The following is a 24801-nucleotide window of genomic DNA, read 5'->3' on the forward strand; positions in this document are numbered from 1 at the left end:
CGCTCCTCAGGCAGTACCCGCCCTTAATCCGGCAGGCTCTCCAGGCGGTGGCGCTGCCATTCGCTATCCGGCTCGTTGAGTCTCAGCACGGCATCGATGACCTGCTCCTCCATGTTATAGCGGCAGCGGAACCCCAAATGCTTCATCAGCGCACGCATGGGGTGGTTGTCCACCATGATCTTGCCGATCATTTCCAGGGTGCCGATGCTGGTGCAGTAATCGATCATTTTCTTCATCAGCAGGCTACCGATCCCCAAGCCCTGCAAATCATCGCGAATGATGATCGAGAACTCGGTGCGAATGTTGTCGGGGTCGTTCCACACTCGCACCACTCCCAGCATCTCCTTGCTGCCATCGTCGTGCTGATGCTCGGCAATGAAGGCCATCTGCCGGTCATAATTGATATGCGAGAGAATCGAGAGGTCACGCTGTGTCAGGCTGGACTTGTTGTGGAAATAGCGAAAACGGATGCTCTCCTCCGACAGCTGCCGGTGAAAGGCGGTGATCAGCGGCGCATCTTCTGCGCGAATTGGCCGCACTTCCACCTGCCAACCGTTTTTCAGGGAGACCCATTCCCGCAGCTCTTCCGGGTACGGCATGATGGCGAACCGGGCGGGAGTGCCCAAATCCATGGCAAAATCCACCGCCAGCATACCGTCACGGTTGAGCAACAGCGGGTTGAGCTCCAGGCCGCGCAGATCGGTCAGGTCGGAGGCCATCTGTGACAGCTTGACCAGCAGCTGGCAGAGCCGCTGGATGTCCCGCTCGGGGTCGGCAGAGTGTTCACGGATCAGCGAGGCAGCATGGGTGCGGCCAACCACATCCGAGGCCAGGCTCATGTTCAGCGGTGGCAGCGCCACCTGCCGGTCCGCCAGCACGTTGACCTTGTAGCCCCCGATACCAAACACGATCAGCGGGCCGAACACCGGGTCTCGGGTGATGCCGGCACATATCTGCATGGAGTGCTTGCCCCGCTGCATGGGCTGAAGGCAGTACTCACGCACGCTGTGCTCGGGAAATTTCTCGCGGACCTTGTCTCCCAATTGGCGCACGCCATCGGCCACCTGCTGAGCGCTTTCGAGGTCCTGCAGCAGGCCTGCCGAAATCTTGTGGGGATGCTTTCGATAACGATAGGGCCGACAGTTGCCGTCGTGAATCACTTTCAACGCCTTGGGGCCCGGGAAGCGCTCTGCTACCTGCAAGGCTTCTTCCGGCGACTGAAGGTAGACACTTTCTGCCGTGGGGATGCCGTAGGCTTCCAGTACCCGGGCGGTTTCCGAGTGGGTCAGCGTTTGCCGCCCCTGCTCCTTGGCGTGTTTGATCAGGGCACGGCACTCGGCGCGAATCGCCGGACTGGTGGAAAACGGCAGGCTGGGCGGAATTTCATGCAGCAGCGCCTGCACCCGCTGATAGTCGACCATGTGCATGAAAGCCTTGACCGCTTTTTCCGGTGACGTATAGGTAGGAATCCCCGCCAGATTACAGACATGGCGGGCGTTGAGAGCTTCCTTGAGCCCCATCCAACTGGTCAGCAGGTTGCGCTTGAAGGATTTGCGGTGATCGATCAGCGCCTGGGCAGTGGTCACCGAAGGTGCAAGCCGAGTGGGGGCGTGAACCACCAGTACCGCATCGACATTGGGGTCTGCAGTGACGATTTGCAGCGCCTCGACGAAGCGCTCCGGTGTGGCGTTGCCCCCCAGGTCTACCGGGTTTTCCCCCGGCTTGCTCATGTCGACCTGGCTCTTGTGCAGAGCCGCCTGGGTGTCGGCGTCGAACTCGGCCAACGTTCCTCCGGCACTGATCAGCTTGTCGATGGCCAGCATGGCAGGGCCCAGGCCGTTGGACACGATGGCCAGGCGGTCTCCCCGCAGTGGTTTCATGCGTGACAGCGTTTCCAGCGCATCCAGCATCTCGTCCGAATCATTCACCCGTACCACCCCCGCTCTGGCAAAGGCAGCGTCGAACACTACGTCACGGTTCGCGATTCCTGGCGTCGGCGGCATGCCGGAAATATCCGATTGCGGGGTTCGGCCACTCTTGATGGCCACCACCAGTCGATTGCGCGAGGCATCCCGCACGGAGGTCATGAAATGCTGGGCGTCGGTGACCCGTTCGAGGTGCAGCAGGATGGCCTGGGCCGGTGAGTACTGGTTCACGTAGTCGATCAAATCGGGCAGCAGCACATCGACGCTGTCACCCACGGTAATCAGATGGGAAAAGCCCACGTCCCGCCCCGCCGCCCAGTCGATCATCGCATTGGCCAGCATGCCGGACTGGCCCAGATACGCGACTCGCCCGGCCTTGATAGGTTGGCTGGCATAAGAGGCATTGAGTTTTTTACCTGGCACGATCAGGCCCATGCACTCCGGGCCCAGCACTCGGATGCCGGATTCCCGAGCGGCCTGCAGCATGCGTTGACGAATCGACCCCTTGTCGCCCTCCTCGCGGTCCAGATAGGCGCCGCCTGACAGTACCAGCGCGGCCTTGGCGCCGAACTTGCCCAGCTTGCGGATCAAGCGAGGCACGCCCTCGATAGGCGAGCAGATGACACACAGATCAGGGACTTCCGGCAGCTCGTCGACATTTCTGACGCATTTGACCCCAAACACGCTGTCGTAGCCTCTCAGGTTCACCGCCCATAGCGCACCTTTGAAGCCCGCCTCCTGCACGTTGCCCAACACGAGCCCACCCAGCGATTCAGGCTTTTCAGACGCCCCAAAAACGGCAATGGAGCGAGGCTCGAAAAAATGGTGCAGAAAGCGTGTGCTCACGAAGGCATCTCCTCTGACATGGGTCCCTACTGTGTACGACTTATTGACACTGTCGCGCAAGCCCCCGGGGCGATTAAGGTGGCTTTACCGTCACCGGAGCACTTGCATGATTACCGCCTACCTTACCCACCCCCATTGCGTATTGCACCACATGGGGCCGGAACATCCCGAAAGCCCTGAGCGATTGGAAGCCATTCGTGCACGCCTGTCGTTGAGCGGATTGCTGCAACAAACCATGCAGGGGGATGCCAAGGAAGCGGATGACGAAGCGCTTGCGCGGGTGCACCCCCTGCGCCACCTGAAAGCGCTGGAAAAGTGCGTGCCCGATGAAGGTATCGTGACGCTGGACAGCGATACCATGATGAACCCGGAGAGCCTGAAAGCGGCCAGAGTGGCGGCCGGAGCGGTGATTCGTGGTGTCGATCAGGTTTACAAACGGCAGGCAGACAACGTGTTTTGTGCGGTCCGCCCCCCTGGGCACCATGCGGAAGCTGCCGACGCCATGGGCTTCTGCTTCTACAACAACGTGGCGGTGGGCGCTGCCCATGCCCGCGCAAAATATGGCGCTCGGCGTATCGCCATACTCGATTTCGATGTCCATCAGTGCAACGGCACCATCGATATTTTCAAGAATGACCCCGATGTGCTGGTCTGTACCAGCTTCCAGTACCCCTTCTATCCATGGCGTTACCTGCGTAGCGAGTGGCAGAACGTGGTCAACACCCCGCTGGAGGCCGGTACCGACAGCGCGGCGTTTCGCAGCGCCATCGAACGTCAGTGGCTACCGGCGCTGCATGCGTTCAAACCGGACCTGGTGATGCTCTCGGCGGGGTTCGATGCTCACCGCGAGGACCCCATGGGCGACCTGTGCCTGGAGGACGAGGACTTTTACTGGGTGACGCACCTGGCCATGGAGATAGCGGCCCTGTATGCCGACAACCGAGTGGTGTCCGTGCTGGAAGGCGGCTATAACCTGACTTCATTGGCCAGTAGCAGTGAAGCACATCTCAAGGCCCTGTTGGGGTTACCTTTCACCGATACGCCCTAGGGCGCCACCGCGCCCCTTTTGCCTGTGGTACCATGCGGCTTTCGTTGACGTTCTCTCTCATTGACGCTCTCACTACGTGACCTTTATGACCGCGACTTCCGAAGAGCATGCCGCGCTGCGCATTGCCTCAGGGCGAAAACCTTTTGTCGAACCGCTGCGCCTGGGTGAGCGGTTGAAGCAGATCCGTCTGGCCAACCAGTGGACCCTGGAAGATGTGAGCCAACGTACCGGCATTGCCCGTTCGACGCTGTCCAAGATCGAAAATGATCAGGTTTCGCCTACGTTCGGGGTGGTTCAGAAGCTGATCAGCGGTTTGAATATCGACCTGCCGCAGCTGTTTACGCCGCCCAAGCGTGAGCGTTACACCATGGGGCGTCGCGATCTTACCCGCAAAGGCAAAGGGCAGCTGCACCCCACCCCCACCTACGAACACGAGCTACTGGGGCATCAGTTGGCGCAAAAGCGCATGATTCCGTTCAAGACCATCGTGCGCGCCCGCAGCTTTGACGAATATCATCAGTGGGTGCGTCACGATGGCGAAGAATTTTTGATGGTATTGCATGGCGATATCATGCTGTACACCGAGTTCTATGCTCCGCTGGTACTGGCAGAGGGTGACAGCATCTATTTCGACAGCGACATGGGCCACGCATTGGTGTCGACCAGCCAGGACGATGCCGTGGTGCTCTCGGTCTGTACGCGTGGAGATCTGGTATAGCGCCTGCCATGACCAGCAGGCGCATGCTCATAGGCAATTGGTGGGCTTGGGCAAGCCGGCAATCCTCGCAATACGTTTCGGCGGGCTGCCAGGAAAGAGTGTCATCAGATAGATCGAGCGCCCTTTTTCTGCTCCCAGTGCTTGTGTGGTGGCCTTGACCAACGGGCGCATGGCAGGTGCCATCTCGTAACGGGCGTAGAAGTCTCGTACCACATGGATGATTTCCCAGTGTTCCGCCGTCAACGACATACCTTCGTCGTTCGCCAGCCACTCCGCTACTTCTTCTGACCACTGGCCTTGCTCTACCAGATAGCCTTCAGGGTCGAGTTGGATTGTTTTAGCCGAATCCAGATAACGGTATAAATCTTCATTACTCATATCAATACCACGTCAAGATCTGCGGGTGCTGTTCGGTCAAGCGGACAAACATCTGCATATCTGCCAACGACTTGTCAGATGCATATCCACTCAACCCGCGGGCTACCACATCTTCATTCAGCGCCAGCATTTCCACGCCTTCCATGCGCCAGCCCTGCCAGGCATCGTGCAGCACGGCCTGAACGGCGTCTTCGATGAGCAGTACCGTGTCACCCGGGGAAACGACTGCCAGCATCTGGTGTGCGGCACTGTGCCCAGGTGGTTTGTTGACTATATGCAGCATCGTATGTCGCCCATTAAAAGGTGAGTACCTGTTCATGACGTGCCAGCAGCGCAGGCAGCTCCACTGCTGGCAAGCACTTGACCCCTTCCCGCAGGTGATCGGGCGTCAGGCTCAGCTCGTCCAGCGCTTCTTGGAGCACCCACAGGTCGTTGATGTCGTACATTTCCAGCATGTTCATCGTAGGCAGCGTCGCTTTTTGGCCCGGCGCGCCAGCGCCCTGCTCCTTGAGCAGCGCAAACACCCCCTGCCCCATGAACAGCAGGCTTACCTCTTCACCAAATGCCGCCGCCACCAGGGCCACATCCAGCCCTTCACGCAAGGCGTTGGACGCATGGGGCCCATGACGAATGATCACCAAACGTTGAGAAGTGCTCATCAATGGCTCCTAGGCAAAGGTGATCAAGCGATCACACTGCTGCTGTAACGTTAAAAGCTGGCCAAGCCCGGTCAGCGAGAACGGAGCCTCCAGGTTGGCCACGCTCTTGCCATGGCGTTTCGCCTCGGACTCATCGAGCAACCCCCGACGCAAGGCCGCAGCCACGCATACATCGAGCATCACGCCGTTGGTCTGGTGAAGTTCTATCCACGCCTCGCGCAGGTTGAGCTCATCCTGAGGCGGCGTCATCAACGACGACGCATTGTGAACCCCATCGCGGTAGAAGAATACACCGGCAACCCGATGCCCACTCGCAATGACCTGATGGGCAAAGCGCAGCGCTGAATGAGGAGCGGCACTTGAATACGGAGCGCCCATCACTAACAGGCCATACTGCATGGCTCACCTCTCGTTTTAGCGAAGCCAAAAAAACAGACCCTACTGGGTAGGGTCTGTTGGTACTTGCATGATGCTCTCATTCAGTGAGCATCCCTGCTACATCAATCGTTGCTCATGATGCCCAGAATGGACAGCAGGCTGATGAACAGGTTGTAGATCGATACGTAGAGAGTGACGGTCGCCAGAATGTAGTTGGTCTCGCCCGCACGATGAACGATCTCACTGGTTTGGTAAAGGATTGCCGCCGAAGCGAACAGTACAAAGCCCGCGGACACCATCAAGGAAAGCGCCGGAATGTTGAAGATCAGCCCGGCTACCATGGCCAGCACCAGCACGATCGCGCCAGCCAGCAGGAAGTTGCCCAGGAAGCTGAAATCTTTCTTGGTCGTCAGCGCAACGGCCGACAGACCGATGAACGTCAGCCCCGTCATGGCCAGCGCGTTCATGATCAGCGCGCCACCGTTGGGCAGTGTCAGATAGGCCGAGATGATGGGGCCCAGCGTAAAGCCCATGAAACCGGTGAACGCGAAGGTTGCCAAAAGGCCTGCGGCTGAATTGGCAGTCTTGTGCACCAGGAACATCAGGCCGTAGGCGCCGATGAAGAACACGAAAATGTTCAGCTGCTGAATGCCCATGGCCACGGACACCCCTGCCATGACGGCAGAGAACAGTAGCGTCATCGCCAGCAGCGCGTAGGTGTTTCGCAGAACCTTGTTGGCACTGGCACCACTGACCGTGGTGGTCTGTGCTCTCGCCAGGTTGGAATCGTTAAAAGCCATTATCAGTGCTCCCTATATGGTCATACTCACAACGGACAAGAATGCCGTCCTCAGGTTCCAGACGCAAGTTTTTGTCTTTAAACGCAACGAGTGTCTTGCGTTGTCGCCTCGAGCGGCGATTCGACTATGCTGATATTTCCCAACATACATTGGACACGACAATGCGCCACAAGATCCCTGTCATCATCTCTTCCGTAGGTTGTTTCGCCTTGGCGACGGCCGCCCATGGCTTTACCCCGCAGGGCGAAGACACACGCTATGAGGTCGATGGTGAGTCCTTCAGCGGTTACTTCGTCTCTGGCGGTGACAACCCGAAAGGCAGTGTCATCATCGTCCATGACTGGGACGGCCTGGATGACTATGAGCGCCAGCGCGCCGACATGCTGGCCGAGGAGGGTTACGATGCGTTTGCCGTCGACCTGTTCGGTGAAGGCAATCGCCCCCAGGCCATCGAAGATAAACAGGCTGCCACGCGAGCGCTCTATGAAGACCGCGAGCGCATGCGTCAATTGACCCTGGCAGGCCTTGCCCATGCCCGTGAGGTAGGCGCCGCTTCACGCAGCGTGATCATGGGGTACTGCTTTGGCGGCGCCGTCGCGCTGGAAATGGCCCGTTCAGGCGAGGCGGATGACATCGCGGCCTATACCAGCTTTCACGGCGGCCTGGACACTCCTGAAGGCCAGGCATACGCAGCCGATACGGCACCCATCTATATCGCCCACGGTGGCGCTGATGATGCGGTGAGCCTGGAGGATGTCGCCACCCTGGCAACGGAGCTCGAAGCCGCAGGCGTTACCTACGAGATTGGCATCTACTCTGGTGCGCCGCACGCCTTCAGCGTATTCGGCAGCGACCGCTATCACGAACGCGCCGACCAGCAGTCCTGGGCCACATTTCAACAGTGGCTGGCAGAGATGCTTTGATCAGCACCCAAAAAAACGACGGCAGCTTTGAAAGCTGCCGTCGTTTTTTCATCCAGCCACGGTCAACGAACAACGCTGCCCCTTACACGGACGATTCGCTATCGCCCTCTTCGTCCCGATGCGGTGTCACCACGGTAGAAGCAGACTGGCGGGCATCCTGAGCGTTGTAGAGACGCGCATCGATCACGTTCAGTACCGCCAACTGGGCAAACAGTACAGCGAAGCAGATAATCAGACCTTTCAACATGGCGGTATTCCTTAGGGGGCTAACAGCCTGTTAGCATAATTTGGATGTTAGCCAAATGCTGAAAGAATGCAACGGCACCAAAAAAATAAAATGCCCCAGGCGCGTCAGAACTCTTCGGTATCGATATCCGCCTGCTGTGCATCGCTGTAACGGCTGCCTGCTACCGTCTCTGGGCCCATCATCTGGCGGAGGCTGACCAATACATCCGCATCGAGGCGAAGGTTCTCTGCCGCCAGGTTCTCACGCATGTGCTGGGTAGAACAGCTGCCCGGTATCGGTACGACGTTCTCCCCCTGTGCACAGACCCAGGCCAGCGCCAACTGGGCAGGCGTCCACCCTTGGCGTGCGGCCAGCGCCTTGACATCAGCCAGTGCCTGTACATTCTGCACCAGGTTATCGCCCGTGAAGCGTGGCATGTTGGCCCGCATGTCGCCCTGAGGGAACGTCGTATGCGTGTCCATCGTTCCCGTCAGGAAGCCTCTGCCCAGGGGGCTGAAGGCTACCAACGCCACTCCAAGCCCTTCACAGGCCTGCTTGAGGGCAATTTCGGGGTTGCGGGTCCACAGCGAATACTCGGACTGAACGGCCGCAATGGGGTACTCGGCATGAGCCCTGCGTAACGTCGCTGCTGAAATCTCCGATAGCCCCACCGCGCCCAGCTTGCCCTCCTCTACCAGGCGCCCGAGCGCGCCCACGCTCTCTTCGATGGGCACCTGACGGTCAAGGCGATGCAAATAGTAGATATCGAGATGATCGGTTTTCAGGCGCGCCAAGCTCTCTTCACACTGTCTGCGCAAGGTAGCGGGACGACCGTCGATCACCCGCTGGCCGCGCTCCATGTCCATGGCCATTCCGCCTTTACTGGCCAGCAGCAGCGCGTGACGTTTGTTGGCCAGGGCGCTCCCCAGCAGCCGCTCGTTGGCCGTACCGCCATACAGCGTGGCGGTATCGAAATGGCGATATCCCATCTCGAAGGCTTCTTCCAGGGCACGGATGGCCTCGGCGTCCGATACGCGTTGGCCATACCCATGGGACAGGTTCATGCAGCCCAGGCCAATGCGGGGTGACCCGACCTCGTTCAACCGCTTCAGAAATGCAGACATGAATAACCTCGACTTGCCTATTCAAGTGATCAGGACACGGCGCCGTGTACGGCTATTTGTGCAGCGAGCCAGTGTGGCACGCGGTGTTCGAGATAATAGCGTGGCCGCCATGGCGTGCCTTCGATAAATCCCACATGGCCCCCCTGTGCATGCAGCTCCAGCGTGACGCAAGACGCCCACTCACCGCTCGGCGGCACGCTATGAGGATAAACGAAAGGGTCATCCGACGAATGAATCACCAGCGTGGGTCTTGCGATGCTGCCAATGAAGTAAGCACTGCTACAACGCCGATAATACTCGGCCGCACTGGCAAACCCATGCAAAGGCGCCGTCACGCGACCATCGAAGTCCCAGAAGGTGCGCATCCCCTCCAGACTTTGCAAAGCGCTCAAACGCGCCAACTCTTCCTCGCGGCCCTGGGCTTCGAACGCGTGGCGCTTGTTCTCCACGTAGCGGCGCAGGTCACGCAGAAAGCGCGCCTGATACACCCTGGACGCCCCCTGGCTGATACGGTCGGCACAGTGGTCGAGCCGAAAGGGAACCGACACCGCCACGGCGGCCTGTAAAGGGCACTGCTCGCCGGTTTCTCCCAGGTACTTCAGCAACACATTGCCACCCAAGGAGTAACCGACGGCGGCCAGTGGTTTCTGCGGCGCCCGTGCCACCAGTTGGGCTACGATATCGGCCAGATCCTCGCTGGCCCCGGAGTGATACCCTCGGGCTCGGTGATTCGGCTCACCGGAGCAGCCACGCCAGTTCACCGCAACGCTTTGCCAGCCCATGGCCGCCAAGGCCTGCTGCTGGCCAACGATATAGTGGGAAGAAGCACTGCCCGTCAGACCATGCAGCAACACAGCACAAGGCACCTGTGGCCCTTCAGGCCCATACCAATCCAGGTCGATGAAATCCCCATCCTGCAGGGTCAGGCGTTCACGGTGGCGCGACAGGGCCGCACGGCGACGTAACAACGGGCTATACACAGTTTGAAGATGGCCATTGACCAGCCAGCGGGACGGCTGAAACACAGGCAGGGCTCCTGTTACACGCTCAAGTGGCCGATAAGCTTAACAAACTTTCGGCAACCGCTGCCGATATGCGCTAGGGTTAACGTACCCATCATGACCAAGGAGAGGATTATGGAACGTTTTGCCGTCTACCGTGCAGTCAAGGAAGGTGCCGAAATCGACGACCAGCCCGAGTGGTGGGTGGTCGACACGAGGGATGAAAACGAGCGCGATGGCGAGCTGGTTCGCCACCGGGGCGCCACCAAGCCAGAAGCCGACGATGTGGCCAATACCCTCAACGAGCAAACACACGACGAACAGCCATAAGGCTACTCGTCAACATCGACCTTGCGCAGGTCTTCCACGGCCACGCCTTCCGGCAAATCGTCGGGCTGAGCAGCCAGCCACACGGGCGACAGGTCGCTATCCTCTCGTCCATCGTCATGACGATGCCCTGGTATTCGATAAACCACCCGCTCTCGGCGATGGTCCCAGGCAAACACTTTATCCATGGTGCGCTCCTGCGCAAGTGATACCTCGATCAACACCCGCCTTGGCGGGTGTTGATGCGTCAGGTCAGGCGCTTTCTCAAGGCCTTTCCCACAGCATGTCACCGGTGGGGCCATCCAGGCGCAGAACCTCGATACTCAGCTGCGCATCGTCGCTGATCGACGGATTCCCCCATGCTCCGGTGCTATCCGGGGCCAAGCTCCACTCCAGCGTTTCACCAGGCTCGATGCCCCCGGAAATGGTATAGAAGAAGGTTTCATCCACCCAAGGCGTCGACCGCCCCGGGCTTTGCAGTACGCCTCGAAAATGGGCCTGTGCCACCGGTTCGCCCGTATTGTTGGTAACTCGAAGTTCGATCACCGGCGTGCTGCCAGAACCCCCTTCATCGCTTAACCGATACTCGGCACTTTCCACCACGAACCGGCTCAGCATTTCTTGAGCAATGGGCTCTTCCAGCTCATGGCCTTCCTTGTCTTTCTCGGGCAAGTTCCCTGCCAGGGCCAGCACTTGCGGCCCACTCAACCCGTGCAAACTGCGCCGGGCCTCGGTCGCGAGGGCTTCCAGCTCGTCATCACGCAGTTCACTGAGCTGAACGATGGTCAGCCCCTGCTGGGAACGGCGCATCAGCAGCGTATTCACGGCCTCGTCGAAGCGTTCAGCCTCGCTGTCATCCAGTGAAGCACGAATTTCATCGAGGGACCGGTCAAAGTATCGCGGGTTGGAAGCGTCGATGGTCGGTTCTGCAAAAGCAACGCCCGCCATGGCCATCGTCATCGCTACCGCTAATATCCGTTTCATAGAGTCACCATCCTGTTGGTTGATTTAACAACATAAGCTATCTGGTGGCGCTTTGGAAATAGCCCTTCGTGGGCGGATTGATCACTTGAAACTGCCCTTCGGGCCAGTGGCAGCCAGTGCTGTCCGCCAGTGATCGGGAAGGTGCATCGCTACGTGGGTGGCTTCGGTCTGCTTTTCCAGAAGGCTATACAACCGCCGCGGCCAGGATGTTCCAGGATTGATTACCACCATCAGGTGGCCAAGCATCACGAAATGGTTATAGATGTAACGGGCCTGTTCACCGGGTGTTTCTGGATGCAAGAGAAGCGGCATCCTACGGATGTGGGGATATTTTTTCGAGAAGCGACGGTTCCATAAGCGTGCATGATGGGCACACACATTACGCAGCTGACTGAGGTTATGAAAAATGCCTTGGGCTATTTCGATGGTCGGTAGATCAAGCTGCTGAATCACTACCTTTTTAATTTCTGTAGGCATGGTGAGTTCAACCCACTGCGATAGCGCTCCAAATGTCAGTGTTTCCGCCATGATCCAAATAGGGGGCAATCCAGCCCCACGATACTTCTGGCGATAGTGCTTTACAAACGCCTCTTCATTGTCTTGTAGATCGTTGGCTGCTCTGGCCACCTGCTTGGCGTGTTTGTAAGGACAATGAAAGTACTGAGCATCCAAATACGCATGCGGTCCTTTTTGAAGAGCAAATGCATTCACCCATAACGAGCGCAGGGAGACTTCCACCCGCTCCAAGGCTTCAAGACAAATCAGACGTAACTCACGGTCAAATATATAATGCTGGAGCACATCATCAAACGAGGTACCTGCAACGAAACGGTGGGTACGCCCAACGTCAGCGAGCGCATTAGGCTCTTCAAAAGGCAACCAGTAAGCGCTTAAGCGGTAATAGCCAATATGCGTGAGGTAATGCTCGGCACGAGCGGTATCTGGCACATTCATGCCCCGCTTGCGGAGTAGCGACACTTGCTGCTCAATAGGGATAGGAGGCTTGTCATAGTACATTTTGGAAGCCCCAAAATAGTAACCCCCCGGTTTGAGCATCACCGCAGCGCGCTGCAGGATAGGCTTGGGGGGTGTTGTTGAAATCTATTATAGGCATGTTGCTCATCAGCAGCAAGATAAACCCCGCGTCGACAGGTACTGGTTAATCGACAAGGCCCACCTGATACATATCCATGGTATCAAGCAGGCAGGCACCCTGACGATAGCGTCCCCTTTAAGTAGCGCTGGCAACGAATACAGATGGAGATAAATACATTCTCGGCCAAATCACACGCATAAAAAAAGCCCCTGACGAATCAGGAGCTTTTTCAAATAAGTGGCGGAGGGACAGGGATTCGAACCCTGGATAGGCTATTAACCTATGCCGGTTTTCAAGACACCGAAACCATACCCCGCCTGAATATAAGCAACTGATATTTATATAGTTATCTGCTGGGTGCAACGTGAATTTGCTATATCAACGGCGCATAACGTGCTGTTGCTCACGTCAGCAATGGTGACGCGCTCACAATTTCTTCACAGAGTATTCAAGCATGTTGGCATGCCTGAATGCTTTGATTGCCACGCCTGCCCGCCACACCCCCGCCCTGCTATCCTGATGTGACGATGATCAGGAGCCCCACCCATGGAAACCCCCGCCGAATACTTCCAGCGAAAACTCACCGACGAAGAGCTGGTGACCAAGCTACGCCAGCTGCCCGCCAACCGAGCTTGCCGTGAAGCCGCCGACCGGATCGAGGAGCTGACAGGCCGACGCTACCCTCGCCCTGGTCAGGACGATGAACGGACCCGATAAATACCGTGCCGTCCAGTGGCGAAAAGCGCTGGAGCGCCGTGGCTGGATCAACGTCAAAAAGGGCGTGCCCAGACGGCGCGCCATTGAGTTTCACATCCTGCATCGCGGGCAGCTGTATAGCGGTCGCTGTGTGGTCGGGCACCTGGATGCCGAGGACAACATGCGGCCAGGCTCGCTCGGCTATGTGTTCTATCGGCAGGAGTACATCACGGAAGGCGTATGGCGCTTGTCGCCGGGTGGTGAGCTGGGGTGGATGGTGCGGAGCTTTCCCTAGCAAAAAAGCTGCAACGCGTTCGGCATGCTATCAGCGACGTTATGGCGTTGCAGCACTCAGCTTAATGGCAGTGGCGCGTCCCTGCTTTTGTGTCACGGTGGCAGCCATTACTATCTGTGCGGCCGCCGTGCTCCACCACCTCTCCAGCGTCAACCGCTGTCGCCGCCAGGGCGCTTCCACCGCCCACCAGCATACCCGCCAACATCATCGCTAACATGACCTTTTTCATACGCCATCCTCTGAGGGAAGCCAGCACGCCGCTGGCAAACCAAGATTAGCAGTAACGATAAGTTTCTACGATGGGTTTGATGGTGCAGGAGCAAAAAGCCGCCCGCAGGCGGCTTCAGACTTGCCCACTAATTCTTCAGTGGATAGTTTCTCCATCAGGCGGCACTTCTATCGCCCAACGACACGTACCACGGATGTTTTCGATGGCCGCAAGCAATGAAGGCGTCTTGCCCTTAGCTACCCATGAAAGCCCGGGCTTATCTCCCGGCTCGGCAAAATCGAGATACTCCCCTATCCTGGAGAAGATCGTATCTTCGGACGCCAGGTACGCGCTGACCGGCAGCAAGGCATGGTCATTGCTCTCCATTTGGGCAAGATGCTCGTCTGGCACCGCACACTCAATGCAGCCGTGGTAAATCTCGGCGCCTATGGGCTGGTAGTAGTTCTCCCGGCCATCACAAGCAAAGGCCGAATCGAGCCTGAGCGCTTCCGCCACTATCTCGGACAGAAACGTCAGGTCGATACTGACCACACCGCGGTGATCAGGCTTTAGAAGCTGGTTGTCAGCTTGAGTGTCCATATACCCCCCTGGCTATGCCGCCAAATAAATCTCTGGAAACGCGTTCAGCTCGTTGTTAACAGCATGCTTGGCTGCTGATATCCATAGGCGCGCCTCGTACATGGCATTACCAATCATGCGTAGCGGCTTGTCGTCAGCATCCAGGTACCGAGATTGAATGCTTAGAACCGCTGCGGCAACGCTTTCAAGGCGAACCGAGGCATAATCATCCAGCAGCGAGCGCGGCCCCATGGCGAAAGCGCTTTCCCCAAGCATTGCCGCAACGTCTATCTTGAGCGCGTCACTGACATTCTCGGCGGAGTCTTTGAGGCTGACGACCTCCAGAAGAAGCTCAAGTTGGCCGACCACGCCCATCACAGCACCGTAATGCACGTCTTCAACATCGGCAGACACTGCCGTCAGCAGACTGATGGCACTGTGGAGCTGGCTGCGGGCATACTGCAGGCGTTTCATAGCGAACCCTCCTGCAGCAGCACCGCAAGCTTTGCCAGGCCTTTTTGCGTCAGGTGGCAATATGGGCGATGCACCTCCATTCCGGTGTTGTCATCGGTGTACTTGGCTTCTTTGTATACCAGGCGACCCGCCGTCTCTTGTGACTTGTAAGCCACCCAGCTCTTGTTTTGGCGATAAATCCACCCTTTGGCCGCCATGTATCGCGTGAGATCATCACGCTTTACCCCCAGCACCTTGGCTGCTTGCGTGATGGTTAGCGTTTCGCCGCTGGCTGAAATGCGGTCGTAAGCGGCCACTTTGGGCGCTTGCTCAGTAACCTTGGACTCAAGCTCCAGCATCTTCTCAGAATAGCTGAGCAATAGACCACGCATGGTGGCGGGATCTGACAGGGCCTGCATAGGGTCAACGCGATTCATGCCAGAGTCGCGCAGCTCAAAAAACGCTTTGACCAGCCGCTTTTTGAACTCGCGCACCACATCGTTGTTGCGCATGTAGGTCAGCAGCAAGGTGGACTGCTGTTCGTTCAGGATGGCGTACTCAGTGGGGCGCCCTGCACCTGATTGCGAATTCTGGATTTCAAATCCAATATTGCCAAACTCCTCCAGATCGCTGGCGTTCTGGCGGATCAGCTTGATGACGGACGAATGCGGGTTGCCCACACCTTCGGCAATGGCCAGCGAGGTGGTGACCGGCTGACCGGCATTGATGGAGACGATTGGCTTGCCAGGGGCGCCGATGCTATTATTCATGTTGCAGTATCCTTCTGTAATGTGTTGGTTCTGTGTATCCGAAGCCCCTAGCGTTGCAGCGCCTGGGGCTTCTTCGTTTCTATGCGGCTGGTTGCTGTGACTCACGACGCATCGCCTCCTCTAAATAGTGATTGATTAGCCACGTCTGACTTCTATCTTCTTGCTCCGCCTTTTCTTCGATCCAGCTTTTGGTTTTCGGCTTCAGGCGAATTTTCAGCTGGGGGTCACGTTGCTTCATCTGTGCTCAATCTCCTTTGCACCCATTGGGTTCTACAAACGTACCCTTTGGGTTCTATTGTGTCAAGAACCCATTAGGTGCATTATTTGAAGAATGAGCACACATGACACGCACACGCAGTACAAATTACGAATGCCGCCTGAGCTTAGAGATAAGCTAAAGAGCGCATCGGAAGAAAATCATCGGTCCATGAATGCGGAGATAGTCGCGCGGCTGCAGGATAGTTTTGAAGCGTCTTTAGGGCCGAAAGAGATTGTGAGGTTGCGAAGAACCTCTGATGTATCCGCTCTAGAGTCTCGAGATGTCGACCTGCTTGAAGAAATGATGGCTATACTCATAGAGAGAAAAATTGATGAGCGCCTAGGCAAGAAATTGCAGAAAAAATTTAAGGATAAGCCCTAAACCATCCCCCCTATTCCCTGTCTAAGATGTAGCAAAATGCGCTATCTTGTCACGACACACAACAATCCCTATGCGGTTTCTGGAAGGAGGTAACCATGGCTATCTCCGCGATGCAGGCGGCCAAAACAGCATGTGCCGCGTCTGGCTGGACGCTCAGCAACCTGCAGCTGCACAAAATCCTTTACATTGCTCACATGGTCTACTCTGGCGAGCATGGCGAACCGCTAATCAATGATGAGCGGTTCCAGGCTTGGGCCTATGGCCCGGTGCTTCCCTCTGTCTACAACCATGCTTCGGGTTATGGCAGCTCAAACATCCAAAATATTTTCAATCACGTGCCAGACGTTGCCCCTTGGACGGACGAGTACAAGACAATTGTGCAGGCAGTGAATGAGCTTGGCCCCCTCGATCCGTTCAGGCTGGTTGATATTACCCACGAACCTATTTCAGCGTGGGCACACGCGTACGCCCCCGGCATGCGCCACGTTGTCATTGATCAAGAAGCGATCCTGAATGAGTACAGAGCCCGATTCTCAGAAGCCTGACCGCTTCCGCACTCTCGCGAGTAAAAGCGCCGCCTCCGACCCGCAGAATGCAAGAAGCACGGCTGAGGTAGAGCTTGAACAGAAGCTGGCCTACGAGCGGGATGCCCGCAAAGAGGATCGGTTCGTGTTCATGATCATTCTGGTGGTCATCTTCAATGCGTGGGGATTGCAAAACGCATCTACCTGGACCCTGCCGCTACTGGTCGGCGTTCTTCAACTTTTTGCCCTTGTGGTCTTGGCGCGGCGCTTTGGTGTCCAGGAAATCCAGTATTGGCTGAACCAGTTCTTGGCACACATGGGGCCTGGTAGCGCAAAAACTGAGCGACCAGCACCTCAGCCTAAAGTTGAGCCAAAACCCGCCGAACCACCCAGCCCGCATAATGGGGAAGACAAGCAATAGCGGGCCCTCGCTGTTCAAGCTTGCATGAGGTAGTCTTGCTATATGCCAAAAGTCGACAACAAACCAGCGCCTCTAAAATACAAGTTCCGCAACGGGCTATACATTGTCTTGAGCTTCGTTACTTACCTAGGCGTTTCCAAGCTGATAGATCACGCATCGGATTCAAGCATAATAAATGCTGTTTTTTCAGCTTTCTACTGGCCGATTAGTCTAGCTGTTATAGCAGCCATTATTTTAATTGTGATTCTAAGCCCTATTTGGGTGGTGTTCTTTCTTCCTTATCGCCTGATGCCGGACGGAGAGCCAGTTTTCTTTATGTTCGGCGTATGCAATGCAGTGCTGCCAGCAATCCCAGCCTTTTCAGGCTGGGTGCTATGGCAATACCTTTAGTTATAGGCCTGCGTTATAACTGGCGTTCTCATACCGTTCAATTACCTCCCTGACAAACCTTGCTCTCGATGCGGGTAGGCGCTCGTCAGCCCAATCTAAAAACAAATAAACCTCTTCTTCGCTTGCGGGCCCGCCAAGCTGAACCGGGTGGCGCGCGCGCACCGCTGATCGGATAGACTGCTTTCTTCGTATTTCCTCTTCTTTTGTTTGCGTAGCGTCTAGCTCTGCATCTACCAGAGCAGCAGCGCGCCGCCCATCTCCAATTAAAATAGCGTTGACTATCTCCCTGTTGGCAGCCGTGTTCTCAGTTAAACCAAAGCGACCTGAGGAAGTTCGCGTTGCTTCAATCCCACTTTCGCCAGCAAAGCGGCGGGCAGCTTTACGAATATACTGTAGGTCACGACGAGCTTGCTCAAGCTGGATAAAATCCGCCTCAAAGCCAGTCTGATTACCCAGTGCTGCAATACCGCGCTTCCCTGTTCTGTAGAGCGAGAAGTTTCGATTAATCACCTGATCAAAGTCAGCGGCGTAAGGGATTCGCCCTTGCTCTAGCCCGCGCCTAAATAGCTCTATAATTGAGTCAACTGGCGCAAGGCCTGGCGGTTCAAAGGGATTTTTAACGCGCTGCTGATCAGCAATATCTAAGCCCATCTGTATATAGCTGCCAAAAAAACCATAGGCACTGCCAGCTATTAGATTCGCGTGAGCCTTGCTTGCTACAAGCCCCCATGCGGATGCATTGTCATCGTCTTCGAGTGCTTTTGCTATCTCTTCTAGCTCAGGCCCCGGGTCAACATAGCCGAACATTGCCCCGCGAGCAGCCAGCACCGCGCCACCTCCAGCCACCGCCCATCCAAACCACTGAAGCAAAGGTAGGAATGCATGCGCTCTGTCCATAGCAGTAGCATTGGGATCACTCACAACATCCATAAAAGGCTTCAGCTTCTGCTGCCAAAATAGGCGGCTCACCTGGGTGCCGAATTTCTGGTATTTGAAGAAGAAGCGGCCCATCGGTGTATCGACGTACAGCGGCGTCATGTCAACGCGATAGCTACCCTGGGGGATGTTGACCATCAAGCGAAGATAGCGGCCCGTCTCTTCCCCTTTACCGTTTTCACGCAGCAGCTTGGCAACGTCGATACGGTTGCGCTCCATAAACTTGCGGTAGGTGCGGGCATCCCGTGAGTGCGGGCGCTTGTTCCAGGCGTGTAGCGCATCCATGAGCTGTGCCCGCGCAGCAATCATGCCCGTGGCCCGGATAACCTGCTCTGTGCCGGTGTAGCCCCCCCATTTCATCGTGAAGGCTGTAAACTTGCCCAGCATGTCCTTGGTTCTGCTGTTGGCATCCATGTACTCAGCATTTCGGTTATCAGCATCGCGCAGGATATTCAGCACGTCCTTACCCAGAATGCCCAGCTCCACCCCCTCTCGATAGATGTTTTTGGCGTCCATGGCCAGGTCAAGATAGGCCTTGGCCATCCGCTTGGAACCAAACATTTGCACGTTGAGCTGAGTGCCGCCAATGATATTCAGGGTGGCGGTACCCGGGTTGCCCAGTTGCAGGCCGGTGGCCGCCAGGTTCGCGTTGGCCATGAGCTCATGATAGGCGTCCGTGGGTCGACGGTTATAAGCGCGATCTGCCAGCCAGCCGATATAGTCCTTTGTTCGCTGATCGCGAGCCACGCTCGCTGCCTCTTCAAACGCGTCCTTACCCATCGGCCCTATCTTCTGGCCAAACTGCTCGACCTGGCTGATACGGTCGCTCCACTTTCGGGCGTAGTTGCTGACTACGTCAAAGCGGTAGTCATAAAACATCTCAGGCAGCTTTTCGCCGCGGGCTTTCTCAATGCCGGCGAAGTAGTCGCTGGTAATTTCGTTTGAAAAATAGCCTGAATTGCCGCGCAGGTACTCAGCAGCTTCCTTGCGCGTATTGGCATGGCCACCATCAATCAAGGCGTCCAGTAGCTCATGCCATAGCTTACTGTTGCTGGTGGGGTCATGCATGACGCGCTGCACCTCTGGGCGCAGGGCACGCGGCCAAAAGCCGCCCTTCTTGAACTTGCCGATTTTACGGTAAGCCCCGGTCTTGCTGTCGAAGACGCGCATACCGGTGCCCTGGGGTGTCTTCACCGTCTGGTTGATCGTGCCCACCTGGTCAAACATGGTGTCGACGGCTTCGGCCAGTTCGGCTACCGCTTCGTTCTGCTCTGCTATGGCCTGTGCTTCTGCCATGCGACCATTATCACGGTGGCGCATATAGCCTTCGAAGTCGCGCATGTTGCGGCGCTCTTTAAACGGGTTAGCTGATCGAACCTTTTTCAACGGCTCACGGAGAATGCCATTCACCATGCCAAGCCGTGCTTCGGCTTGATCAAAGTAGGCGTCTACCCGCTTGGCCAGCTCCTGGAGAACCGGTGAATTGCTGCGGCGCAGCCTGTCCGTCGCGGATTCAAAAAACGCCTGGCCATATTTCGCCGCAGACACAACCGGTCCATCAATGCGGGCATCGCTCACAATGTTGCCGTCTGCATCCACCACTTGAGTGTTCATATCCAAAAGGGTGCCGCGCCCCGGGCCATCCTGGGCGCTGAATACATAGGGCAGTGAATAAGGCGGCTTGCCTTTACCAAAGTCGCGCTGCTGTTGTTGCAAGTGGTGGCGGTTCTGGCGCGCCAGGGCTTGGCCATCGCCCGCTGTGAAGCCTGCATTGGGATAGCCGCTTTGCAGCAGATCATCCAGCCTGGCATTGGCCTCCCGGATAAATGCGGGCGGGTCGGATAGCTCGCTCATCCGAGCAACCAATTCAGCGCCAAGGTTCACCTGATCGGCGGCATGATCGATAGTAAGGTGGTCGTATTCTGCCCGAATGGCTCGAATCGCCTCGCGGCCTGTAATGCTTTTCTGTGCGCCCGCTACAACGTTCAGCAGGGTGCTATCCACACGGTTGCCGACGGTGGCGCGAAGCCCCTTGTTTCCTACCACCGTGGCAATGGTGGCGCGTACTGCTTCGGCGGAGTCGCTGGCATTACTGGCGATCACATACAGGTCATCACCATGATAAAAGGCGATCGCCTCTTGGGGGTTAACGCCAGCAATGGTGCTTTCCAGCGCAATATCCAGCGCAAGGTTGTCAGCGCTTTCCAGCACTTTCGGCCGACCGATGCCGCTCACTTCACCAAGACCTGCTTGCACTGCGCTGGTGCTGGCTGATTGGCTGCGGCCGGTTAAGCTGAATCCGATGTCTTGGTCAGCCACGCCTTCGCTGGCTTGCTGCTGGCGGCGCAGGTACTCACGTGACCGCTCCGACAACTGCATGACATCTGTATCTGTCCAGTTCATGCCCGGGAAGTAGCGGCGCAGCAGCTCGCGGATTTTGGCGACAGCGCGACGCAATACGTTGGGCTGCCAGCCCTTTTCGGTCAAATGGGCCACCATCTCTTCAGCGATGGTCACCTGGTGTTCCGGGTTGGACTGGTCCAGAAACGGGTAGCTTTCCAACACCTCGTTCAGCGCTTCCCGCCCCCGAGGATCCAGCGGCAGGGAGTTATACACGTGGCGCATTACGCTTTCGAGCTCGCCGCCCAGCACCCCACGAATCCCTTTATGGCCTACCGCCTCATGGACGGCCGTCTGCACGCCTTCCTCAATGCTGGTGACATTGTCCGCGATGACAAACAGTTCGTCGCCAATGAACATCCCTCGCACGTCACGCGGATTGACACCCCGGAGCATCATGCCTATCAATGCATGTGGTGGCAGCTCCGCCGTTGTCTGAATGATACGGGTATCGGCAAGCTCAGGAGTGTTGGCGAGAGCGGCGGTAATATCGGGAGCGCGTGGAGCGACGCCAGATTGAGAAACCCCCGGCTCTGGGTGCGTGCTGAACAGGGCATCCTGTTCCGCTGATGCGCCAGTGGCTTCGCCGGGGATCACCTCCGCAACCGGGCCCTGTAAGCTGCGGCTGGCTTGGGTCCACTCGCCTTGACTGATCATCAGTGAACTACCGCGCTCAGCATTGGTGGCTTGCAACGTGCCGTCTTTGTTGATCGAGTCGACGGTATAGACGGCGCCTGCCTTTGCATAGCCCACATCCGATACCAGCTTGACCGTATCACCCACCACGGCACCGCCAAAGGCCTCGCTGGCTCGCCGCTGGCGTGGCGTGAAAGGCGCGGGCTTGCGGGGGCTGCGCGCAGTGTCCAGTTGCTGTGCTGGCTGTGCTGGCTGTGCTGGCTGTGCTGGCTGTGCTGGCTGTGCTGGCTGTGCTGGCTGTGCTGGCTGTGCTGGCTGTGCACCAAAGATATCATTCTGCCCACGCGATGCAGCAACGTCAGCGCTTCGGTTGCTGCCGCTTAATACAAAATCATTGGCGTCACGGTCTGCCTGGGCGCGCTGTGCTTCTTGGTTGCGCTGAGTGGCGGAGGCCTGCTCAGCCTGCTGAACCTGCGCCTCCCGACGCGCCAGGCTTTCTTCTGTCTGAGTTTCGAGCAAAGGTGCGACTTGGGGTCGTTCAGCTGATGCGGCCAACGCTTGCTGCGTGGCGGCTGACGCCTCAGGCGTAGCATTTTGCACGGCAAACCCCCAGCCCCCTTCCACCTCAACGGGCTGAGCGTTTGGCGTGTCGCGGAAGCGCTTGGATATCTCAACGGCCTTGCGCGTCTGGAAGGGTTTGCCATCGGCTTTCAGGGTTACCGCTGGCTCTGCTTGCGCTCCTGCTCCAGGGCGTGGGCGTTGTTCTCCTGTACGCGCTGCTCGTGTGTTGTCGACTGAAGGTACTGCGTCACTTCGTCCAGCGTCTTGCCCTGCTTGATCAGCCGATCGGCCGCCAAGTGCTGGTGTACGTCGTTCGCTCGCTGCTGGGGTGTTTGTGCCATTCAGTAGTGCCTCTTTTAGCTCATGCGTCACGCTGGCCAGTGCTTCGCCATCCTTTATGCGGCGTGCAGCGTCGTTAATTTGCTGGTTAATTTCTGGCGTTGTGGTTGCTCGCTCAAGCAGCGCAATGGCGTCTGCCGAGGTTTCCTGCAAGGCGTTGTTGCGATCCTTGGCGATGCGGTTACCTGCCTGTTCGGCCGTTTGAGCGTTGTCATTCAGCGTAGCGAACAAGCGCTTGTCGCGCACCAGGGTTTGGCGCAGGTTGTCCATTACCTTCACGCGCTCACCAATCAGCGACTCAGCTGGATCGTTGCCAAACAGCCCCCCTTGCTCGCCTTGGCTTTCGGCAAAACCTGCTTGGCGCACCTCATTAGCCAGTAGTTCGCGCTGGTTGTCGTTGGTCGGCTTCACGCGCTGGAAGACGCCTATAGCGGCCATTTGCTGGTCTGGGTCGGCAAAAGAGCGACCAATCACCGCGCCGTCTTTTTCGGTGACGACCTTGTTCAGTACCGCCCCAAACGGCTCTGTATCCAGCTTAGCGATGTCCGCGCCATCTCGCACAAGCTGAGAGCGTGGCAAGTTGCTTTCACGAATGACGGTATCAATATTGCCCTCACTGTTGCGAAACACTTTGGCGGCGTCCATCGCGGTCGCGCTCCCTGCCGCAATGTTCGCCTCAGCCGCCGCACGGCGCGCATCCTCCACGGAGACACCATCGGCTTCGCGCAGAACGATAGCGTTCACGTCTGGCTGCTCCAGCTGGCGGGCCAAGTTAATCCGGTGGTGGCCATCAGCAGCGAACACGCTACCGTCAATGCGTTCGTGAAGAATCAGGTTTCCTGCCCGAATATCGTCCCACTGCTCAACGCCTTCCAGGCGACTATCGACCCCCTGCTCATTTACTTCCGTGCGGAACTGATAGGCTTCTGGATCCACCTGAATGCTTTCAACCGGTACACGACGGGGTGTTTTAGCAGTCAGGTTTAATGATGGCTGGTCGGGGGCAAGTACTGGCACAGCAGCAGGCTGCGCGGGCTCGGCTTGCGGCGCTCCTTGTGCAATCTCCTGATCTGGCAGCGGTGCAGCCTGTTCGTGGGCCTGCTGCTCTGATGGCGGCGCATCTGCTTGGGGTGTCTCTGCCGCTGGCTCTGCTGGTCGCAGTAGCTGGCGGGCCTCCTTGTAGGCATCGGCGGCACCGTCGGCGTCCCCTGCGTTAGCCAGCACCTGCATGCGGTCAACGGCAGCAACCGCCGCCTCGTTGCCGTCGGCGCGCTCGCGTAGGTAAGCGTACCCGTCGCCGGTTAGCAGTCGCTCTCGGGCGCGTTGCTCCACTGGATCCAACTGGTCGACGGGCGAGCGGATCAATCGCGCGCCGGTGTCATCTTCCCGGGGCGTGGCTGGAGCGGGCGCTTCCACTTCCTGTTGCAATGGCTCGGCTGGGGCCTCTACCGGCTGGCCATCTACGTCAATCGTGGTGTCTGGGAGATTGGCATGGGGGTCGAAGTCGATAATGCCGTCTTCTGCAGCCTGCTCACGCCATGCGGCTTCCCATTCAGCGTTAGCGTCACTTTCAGCTGCTTGCGGGGCATCTACCTGCTCGGCTTCGACTTCTCGGCGCTGGGGCGCTCCTGCGTTCATACCACGCCCACGCGTGGCCACCTGAACCCCGGCTTGCAGCAACCCCGCTGAGCCGCCGCTTATCGCGGCCTGGTAGGCTGTGTCGTCCCATGTTCCGCGCTCAGCGTTATAGGACTGTTCAATCAGGTTTTGCAGGACACCACCGGCGCCCTCTACCACCGCCTCAGAGCCAGCAGCACGCATGATGCCGTACAACTGGCCGATGGCCTTGCCTTGCAACTCGGCAGGCAGGGGCCGGATCATGGCCGCCAGGGGGGCAACTTGAATGGCCCCGGCACCAAACCCTTGCATGGCCTTTTCCAGCGCAGCCTCTTCGTCCAGCCCGCCTGCTTTGGCACGCTGATACTGCTCAGAAACGCCTGACGGGCCTGCCATGCCGACGGCGGTGCCCATTGCCGCTGCAGATGACCCTCGAGTCAGTGCGCCTACCAGCAACCCGGGCCCCATGTACGTCAGCATGGAACCCAGCCCACCGGCCAAATCAGTGGCAACTCCACGGTAGTCGTCATCTGGCCCTATCGATTGTGCTGAATCGCGCAGGTCGATACCGCGATCCCGCAGCCACTGTGCCGCTTTACTCGGTTCTCGCTCTGCCCACGCCGTCATGGCTTGATGAAGCTCTTCAGCGCGGTCATCCAGCAAGCGCTGGTAGTTGGCCTCCACGTCTTCACGGAAGGCGTCGCTTGTACCCTCTAGCGCCGACTCATACTGCTGCTGTGTGGTCTCAAGCCGTTTGATAGCGTCGTCTACTTGGCGGTTGGCTTCCACCACGCTCGCCTGCTCGCCTATCACGCCCATACCTTCAACGGCAGCACCGACAGAGCCCACCGCACCCTCTGCGACGGCGCGACCCAGGTTCACTCCCCAGCCGGTAGCTGTTCG

28 protein-coding genes are annotated in these 24801 nt (G+C 57.7%); 10 read left to right on the top strand and 18 right to left on the bottom strand.

Annotation, left to right across the window (positions count from 1 at the left end; all coding sequences use genetic code 11):
• Window positions 1–23 precede the first annotated feature (23 nt).
• Window positions 24–2771, bottom strand: coding sequence for a bifunctional acetate--CoA ligase family protein/GNAT family N-acetyltransferase (locus FEU76_RS10780; RefSeq protein WP_039177913.1), 2748 nt, complete (start codon window positions 2769–2771; stop codon window positions 24–26).
• A gap of 106 nt (window positions 2772–2877) precedes the next feature.
• On the opposite strand from FEU76_RS10780, the gene FEU76_RS10785 reads away from it, so the two are divergent.
• Together FEU76_RS10785 and FEU76_RS10790 are read left to right on the top strand one after the other, a co-directional pair.
• Window positions 2878–3819 carry a histone deacetylase family protein gene (locus FEU76_RS10785; RefSeq protein WP_096922981.1) on the top strand — a complete coding sequence of 314 codons (942 nt, stop codon included), beginning with the start codon at window positions 2878–2880 and terminating at the stop codon, window positions 3817–3819.
• A gap of 85 nt (window positions 3820–3904) precedes the next feature.
• Entirely contained in the window at window positions 3905–4537 is a 633-nt protein-coding gene (locus tag FEU76_RS10790; RefSeq protein WP_039177909.1) for a helix-turn-helix domain-containing protein, read from the top strand.
• 27 nt (window positions 4538–4564) lie between these two features.
• Here the strand turns inward: FEU76_RS10790 and FEU76_RS10795 are convergent, their stop codons facing one another.
• The 5 genes from FEU76_RS10795 to FEU76_RS10815 all read right to left on the bottom strand — a co-directional run bounded on the left by FEU76_RS10795 (window position 4565) and on the right by FEU76_RS10815 (window position 6752).
• Window positions 4565–4915, bottom strand: coding sequence for a TusE/DsrC/DsvC family sulfur relay protein (locus FEU76_RS10795; protein WP_096922980.1), 351 nt, complete (start codon window positions 4913–4915; stop codon window positions 4565–4567).
• A 1-nt stretch (window position 4916) separates the two neighbouring features.
• Window positions 4917–5198 (bottom strand): sulfurtransferase complex subunit TusB, encoded by a 282-nt coding sequence (gene tusB / locus FEU76_RS10800; protein ID WP_144982825.1) that lies wholly within the window; start codon window positions 5196–5198, stop codon window positions 4917–4919.
• A 13-nt stretch (window positions 5199–5211) separates the two neighbouring features.
• Window positions 5212–5574: a sulfurtransferase complex subunit TusC gene (tusC, locus tag FEU76_RS10805; RefSeq protein WP_144982828.1), complete on the bottom strand. Its 363-nt coding sequence runs from the start codon at window positions 5572–5574 to the stop codon at window positions 5212–5214.
• 9 nt (window positions 5575–5583) lie between these two features.
• Window positions 5584–5973, bottom strand: a complete 390-nt coding sequence (gene tusD, locus FEU76_RS10810) for a sulfurtransferase complex subunit TusD (protein ID WP_144982831.1) — start codon at window positions 5971–5973, stop codon at window positions 5584–5586.
• A gap of 101 nt (window positions 5974–6074) precedes the next feature.
• Window positions 6075–6752, bottom strand: coding sequence for a Bax inhibitor-1/YccA family protein (locus tag FEU76_RS10815; protein WP_039177898.1), 678 nt, complete (start codon window positions 6750–6752; stop codon window positions 6075–6077).
• A gap of 161 nt (window positions 6753–6913) precedes the next feature.
• On the opposite strand from FEU76_RS10815, the gene FEU76_RS10820 reads away from it, so the two are divergent.
• Entirely contained in the window at window positions 6914–7675 is a 762-nt protein-coding gene (locus FEU76_RS10820; RefSeq protein WP_096922976.1) for a dienelactone hydrolase family protein, read from the top strand.
• 82 nt (window positions 7676–7757) lie between these two features.
• Here the strand turns inward: FEU76_RS10820 and FEU76_RS18575 are convergent, their stop codons facing one another.
• From FEU76_RS18575 to FEU76_RS10830, 3 genes are all read right to left on the bottom strand, one after another.
• Entirely contained in the window at window positions 7758–7922 is a 165-nt protein-coding gene (locus tag FEU76_RS18575; RefSeq protein WP_016913867.1) for a hypothetical protein, read from the bottom strand.
• 104 nt (window positions 7923–8026) lie between these two features.
• On the bottom strand, window positions 8027–9025 hold the full coding sequence (locus tag FEU76_RS10825; protein ID WP_144982835.1) for an aldo/keto reductase: 999 nt from the start codon (window positions 9023–9025) through the stop codon (window positions 8027–8029).
• Window positions 9026–9054: 29 nt separating this feature from the next.
• Complete coding sequence (locus FEU76_RS10830; RefSeq protein WP_144982838.1) at window positions 9055–10050, bottom strand: hydrolase; 996 nt, start codon at window positions 10048–10050, stop codon at window positions 9055–9057.
• 111 nt (window positions 10051–10161) lie between these two features.
• On the opposite strand from FEU76_RS10830, the gene FEU76_RS10835 reads away from it, so the two are divergent.
• Window positions 10162–10356, top strand: a complete 195-nt coding sequence (locus FEU76_RS10835; RefSeq protein WP_016913870.1) for a hypothetical protein — start codon at window positions 10162–10164, stop codon at window positions 10354–10356.
• A gap of 2 nt (window positions 10357–10358) precedes the next feature.
• Here the strand turns inward: FEU76_RS10835 and FEU76_RS10840 are convergent, their stop codons facing one another.
• The 3 genes from FEU76_RS10840 to FEU76_RS10850 all read right to left on the bottom strand — a co-directional run bounded on the left by FEU76_RS10840 (window position 10359) and on the right by FEU76_RS10850 (window position 12354).
• Window positions 10359–10541, bottom strand: coding sequence for a hypothetical protein (locus FEU76_RS10840; RefSeq protein WP_016913871.1), 183 nt, complete (start codon window positions 10539–10541; stop codon window positions 10359–10361).
• 76 nt (window positions 10542–10617) lie between these two features.
• Complete coding sequence (locus FEU76_RS10845) at window positions 10618–11337, bottom strand: DUF6694 family lipoprotein (protein ID WP_144982841.1); 720 nt, start codon at window positions 11335–11337, stop codon at window positions 10618–10620.
• Between the two features lie 81 nt (window positions 11338–11418).
• Window positions 11419–12354, bottom strand: coding sequence for an Abi family protein (locus tag FEU76_RS10850; RefSeq protein WP_157779981.1), 936 nt, complete (start codon window positions 12352–12354; stop codon window positions 11419–11421).
• A 625-nt stretch (window positions 12355–12979) separates the two neighbouring features.
• Between FEU76_RS10850 and FEU76_RS18580 the strand changes: the two genes are divergently transcribed.
• The gene (locus tag FEU76_RS18580) at window positions 12980–13150 is read left to right on the top strand and encodes a hypothetical protein (RefSeq protein ID WP_186299128.1); all 171 of its coding nucleotides are present in this window, start codon (window positions 12980–12982) and stop codon (window positions 13148–13150) included.
• A complete protein-coding gene (locus tag FEU76_RS10860) occupies window positions 13134–13424 on the top strand; it encodes a hypothetical protein (protein ID WP_144982848.1) in 291 nt (96 codons plus the stop codon). The genes FEU76_RS18580 and FEU76_RS10860 overlap by 17 nt, the downstream gene beginning before the upstream one ends.
• Window positions 13425–13485: 61 nt before the next feature.
• On the opposite strand, the gene FEU76_RS10865 is transcribed toward FEU76_RS10860, so the two are convergent.
• From FEU76_RS10865 to FEU76_RS18585, 5 genes are all read right to left on the bottom strand, one after another.
• Window positions 13486–13653, bottom strand: a complete 168-nt coding sequence (locus FEU76_RS10865) for a YHYH domain-containing protein (protein ID WP_144982852.1) — start codon at window positions 13651–13653, stop codon at window positions 13486–13488.
• Window positions 13654–13788: 135 nt separating this feature from the next.
• The gene (locus FEU76_RS10870; RefSeq protein WP_144982855.1) at window positions 13789–14232 is read right to left on the bottom strand and encodes a hypothetical protein; all 444 of its coding nucleotides are present in this window, start codon (window positions 14230–14232) and stop codon (window positions 13789–13791) included.
• A gap of 12 nt (window positions 14233–14244) precedes the next feature.
• On the bottom strand, window positions 14245–14685 hold the full coding sequence (locus FEU76_RS10875; protein ID WP_144982858.1) for a hypothetical protein: 441 nt from the start codon (window positions 14683–14685) through the stop codon (window positions 14245–14247).
• Window positions 14682–15539: a phage regulatory protein/antirepressor Ant gene (locus FEU76_RS10880; protein WP_222114799.1), complete on the bottom strand. Its 858-nt coding sequence runs from the start codon at window positions 15537–15539 to the stop codon at window positions 14682–14684. Before FEU76_RS10880 ends, FEU76_RS10875 begins: the two co-directional genes overlap by 4 nt.
• Window positions 15514–15672 (bottom strand): hypothetical protein, encoded by a 159-nt coding sequence (locus FEU76_RS18585; RefSeq protein WP_186299129.1) that lies wholly within the window; start codon window positions 15670–15672, stop codon window positions 15514–15516. The genes FEU76_RS10880 and FEU76_RS18585 overlap by 26 nt, the downstream gene beginning before the upstream one ends.
• 93 nt (window positions 15673–15765) lie before the next feature.
• Here FEU76_RS18585 and FEU76_RS10885 point away from each other — a divergent pair, with 93 nt between their 5' ends.
• The 4 genes from FEU76_RS10885 to FEU76_RS10900 all read left to right on the top strand — a co-directional run bounded on the left by FEU76_RS10885 (window position 15766) and on the right by FEU76_RS10900 (window position 17409).
• Entirely contained in the window at window positions 15766–16074 is a 309-nt protein-coding gene (locus FEU76_RS10885; RefSeq protein WP_144982860.1) for an Arc family DNA-binding protein, read from the top strand.
• A gap of 95 nt (window positions 16075–16169) precedes the next feature.
• Window positions 16170–16619, top strand: a complete 450-nt coding sequence (locus tag FEU76_RS10890) for a Panacea domain-containing protein (protein WP_144982863.1) — start codon at window positions 16170–16172, stop codon at window positions 16617–16619.
• On the top strand, window positions 16588–17019 hold the full coding sequence (locus tag FEU76_RS10895) for a hypothetical protein (RefSeq protein ID WP_144982866.1): 432 nt from the start codon (window positions 16588–16590) through the stop codon (window positions 17017–17019). Before FEU76_RS10890 ends, FEU76_RS10895 begins: the two co-directional genes overlap by 32 nt.
• A 42-nt stretch (window positions 17020–17061) precedes the next feature.
• Window positions 17062–17409, top strand: coding sequence for a hypothetical protein (locus FEU76_RS10900; RefSeq protein WP_144982869.1), 348 nt, complete (start codon window positions 17062–17064; stop codon window positions 17407–17409).
• On the opposite strand, the gene FEU76_RS10905 is transcribed toward FEU76_RS10900, so the two are convergent.
• Window positions 17410–24561, bottom strand: coding sequence for a hypothetical protein (locus FEU76_RS10905; RefSeq protein WP_144982872.1), 7152 nt, complete (start codon window positions 24559–24561; stop codon window positions 17410–17412).
• Between the last annotated feature and the right edge of the window lie 240 nt (window positions 24562–24801).

This window comes from Halomonas sp. C22, from assembly GCF_007655045.1.
Taxonomy (GTDB): Bacteria; Pseudomonadota; Gammaproteobacteria; order Pseudomonadales; family Halomonadaceae; genus Vreelandella; species Vreelandella hamiltonii.

Excerpts from the sequence above, each read along its gene's own strand:
- FEU76_RS10785 (WP_096922981.1), top strand. The coding sequence starts at position 2,878 with ATGATTACCGCCTACCTTACCCACCCCCATTGCGTATTGCACCACATG.
- FEU76_RS10790 (WP_039177909.1), top strand. The coding sequence starts at position 3,905 with ATGACCGCGACTTCCGAAGAGCATGCCGCGCTGCGCATTGCCTCAGGG.
- FEU76_RS10795 (WP_096922980.1), bottom strand. The coding sequence starts at position 4,915 with ATGAGTAATGAAGATTTATACCGTTATCTGGATTCGGCTAAAACAATC.
- tusB (WP_144982825.1), bottom strand. The coding sequence starts at position 5,198 with ATGCTGCATATAGTCAACAAACCACCTGGGCACAGTGCCGCACACCAG.
- tusC (WP_144982828.1), bottom strand. The coding sequence starts at position 5,574 with ATGAGCACTTCTCAACGTTTGGTGATCATTCGTCATGGGCCCCATGCG.
- tusD (WP_144982831.1), bottom strand. The coding sequence starts at position 5,973 with ATGCAGTATGGCCTGTTAGTGATGGGCGCTCCGTATTCAAGTGCCGCT.
- FEU76_RS10815 (WP_039177898.1), bottom strand. The coding sequence starts at position 6,752 with ATGGCTTTTAACGATTCCAACCTGGCGAGAGCACAGACCACCACGGTC.
- FEU76_RS10820 (WP_096922976.1), top strand. The coding sequence starts at position 6,914 with ATGCGCCACAAGATCCCTGTCATCATCTCTTCCGTAGGTTGTTTCGCC.
- FEU76_RS18575 (WP_016913867.1), bottom strand. The coding sequence starts at position 7,922 with ATGTTGAAAGGTCTGATTATCTGCTTCGCTGTACTGTTTGCCCAGTTG.
- FEU76_RS10825 (WP_144982835.1), bottom strand. The coding sequence starts at position 9,025 with ATGTCTGCATTTCTGAAGCGGTTGAACGAGGTCGGGTCACCCCGCATT.
- FEU76_RS10835 (WP_016913870.1), top strand. The coding sequence starts at position 10,162 with ATGGAACGTTTTGCCGTCTACCGTGCAGTCAAGGAAGGTGCCGAAATC.
- FEU76_RS10840 (WP_016913871.1), bottom strand. The coding sequence starts at position 10,541 with ATGGATAAAGTGTTTGCCTGGGACCATCGCCGAGAGCGGGTGGTTTAT.
- FEU76_RS10845 (WP_144982841.1), bottom strand. The coding sequence starts at position 11,337 with ATGAAACGGATATTAGCGGTAGCGATGACGATGGCCATGGCGGGCGTT.
- FEU76_RS10850 (WP_157779981.1), bottom strand. The coding sequence starts at position 12,354 with ATGTACTATGACAAGCCTCCTATCCCTATTGAGCAGCAAGTGTCGCTA.
- FEU76_RS18580 (WP_186299128.1), top strand. The coding sequence starts at position 12,980 with ATGGAAACCCCCGCCGAATACTTCCAGCGAAAACTCACCGACGAAGAG.
- FEU76_RS10860 (WP_144982848.1), top strand. The coding sequence starts at position 13,134 with ATGAACGGACCCGATAAATACCGTGCCGTCCAGTGGCGAAAAGCGCTG.
- FEU76_RS10865 (WP_144982852.1), bottom strand. The coding sequence starts at position 13,653 with ATGAAAAAGGTCATGTTAGCGATGATGTTGGCGGGTATGCTGGTGGGC.
- FEU76_RS10870 (WP_144982855.1), bottom strand. The coding sequence starts at position 14,232 with ATGGACACTCAAGCTGACAACCAGCTTCTAAAGCCTGATCACCGCGGT.
- FEU76_RS10875 (WP_144982858.1), bottom strand. The coding sequence starts at position 14,685 with ATGAAACGCCTGCAGTATGCCCGCAGCCAGCTCCACAGTGCCATCAGT.
- FEU76_RS18585 (WP_186299129.1), bottom strand. The coding sequence starts at position 15,672 with ATGAAGCAACGTGACCCCCAGCTGAAAATTCGCCTGAAGCCGAAAACC.
- FEU76_RS10885 (WP_144982860.1), top strand. The coding sequence starts at position 15,766 with ATGAGCACACATGACACGCACACGCAGTACAAATTACGAATGCCGCCT.
- FEU76_RS10890 (WP_144982863.1), top strand. The coding sequence starts at position 16,170 with ATGGCTATCTCCGCGATGCAGGCGGCCAAAACAGCATGTGCCGCGTCT.
- FEU76_RS10895 (WP_144982866.1), top strand. The coding sequence starts at position 16,588 with ATGAGTACAGAGCCCGATTCTCAGAAGCCTGACCGCTTCCGCACTCTC.
- FEU76_RS10900 (WP_144982869.1), top strand. The coding sequence starts at position 17,062 with ATGCCAAAAGTCGACAACAAACCAGCGCCTCTAAAATACAAGTTCCGC.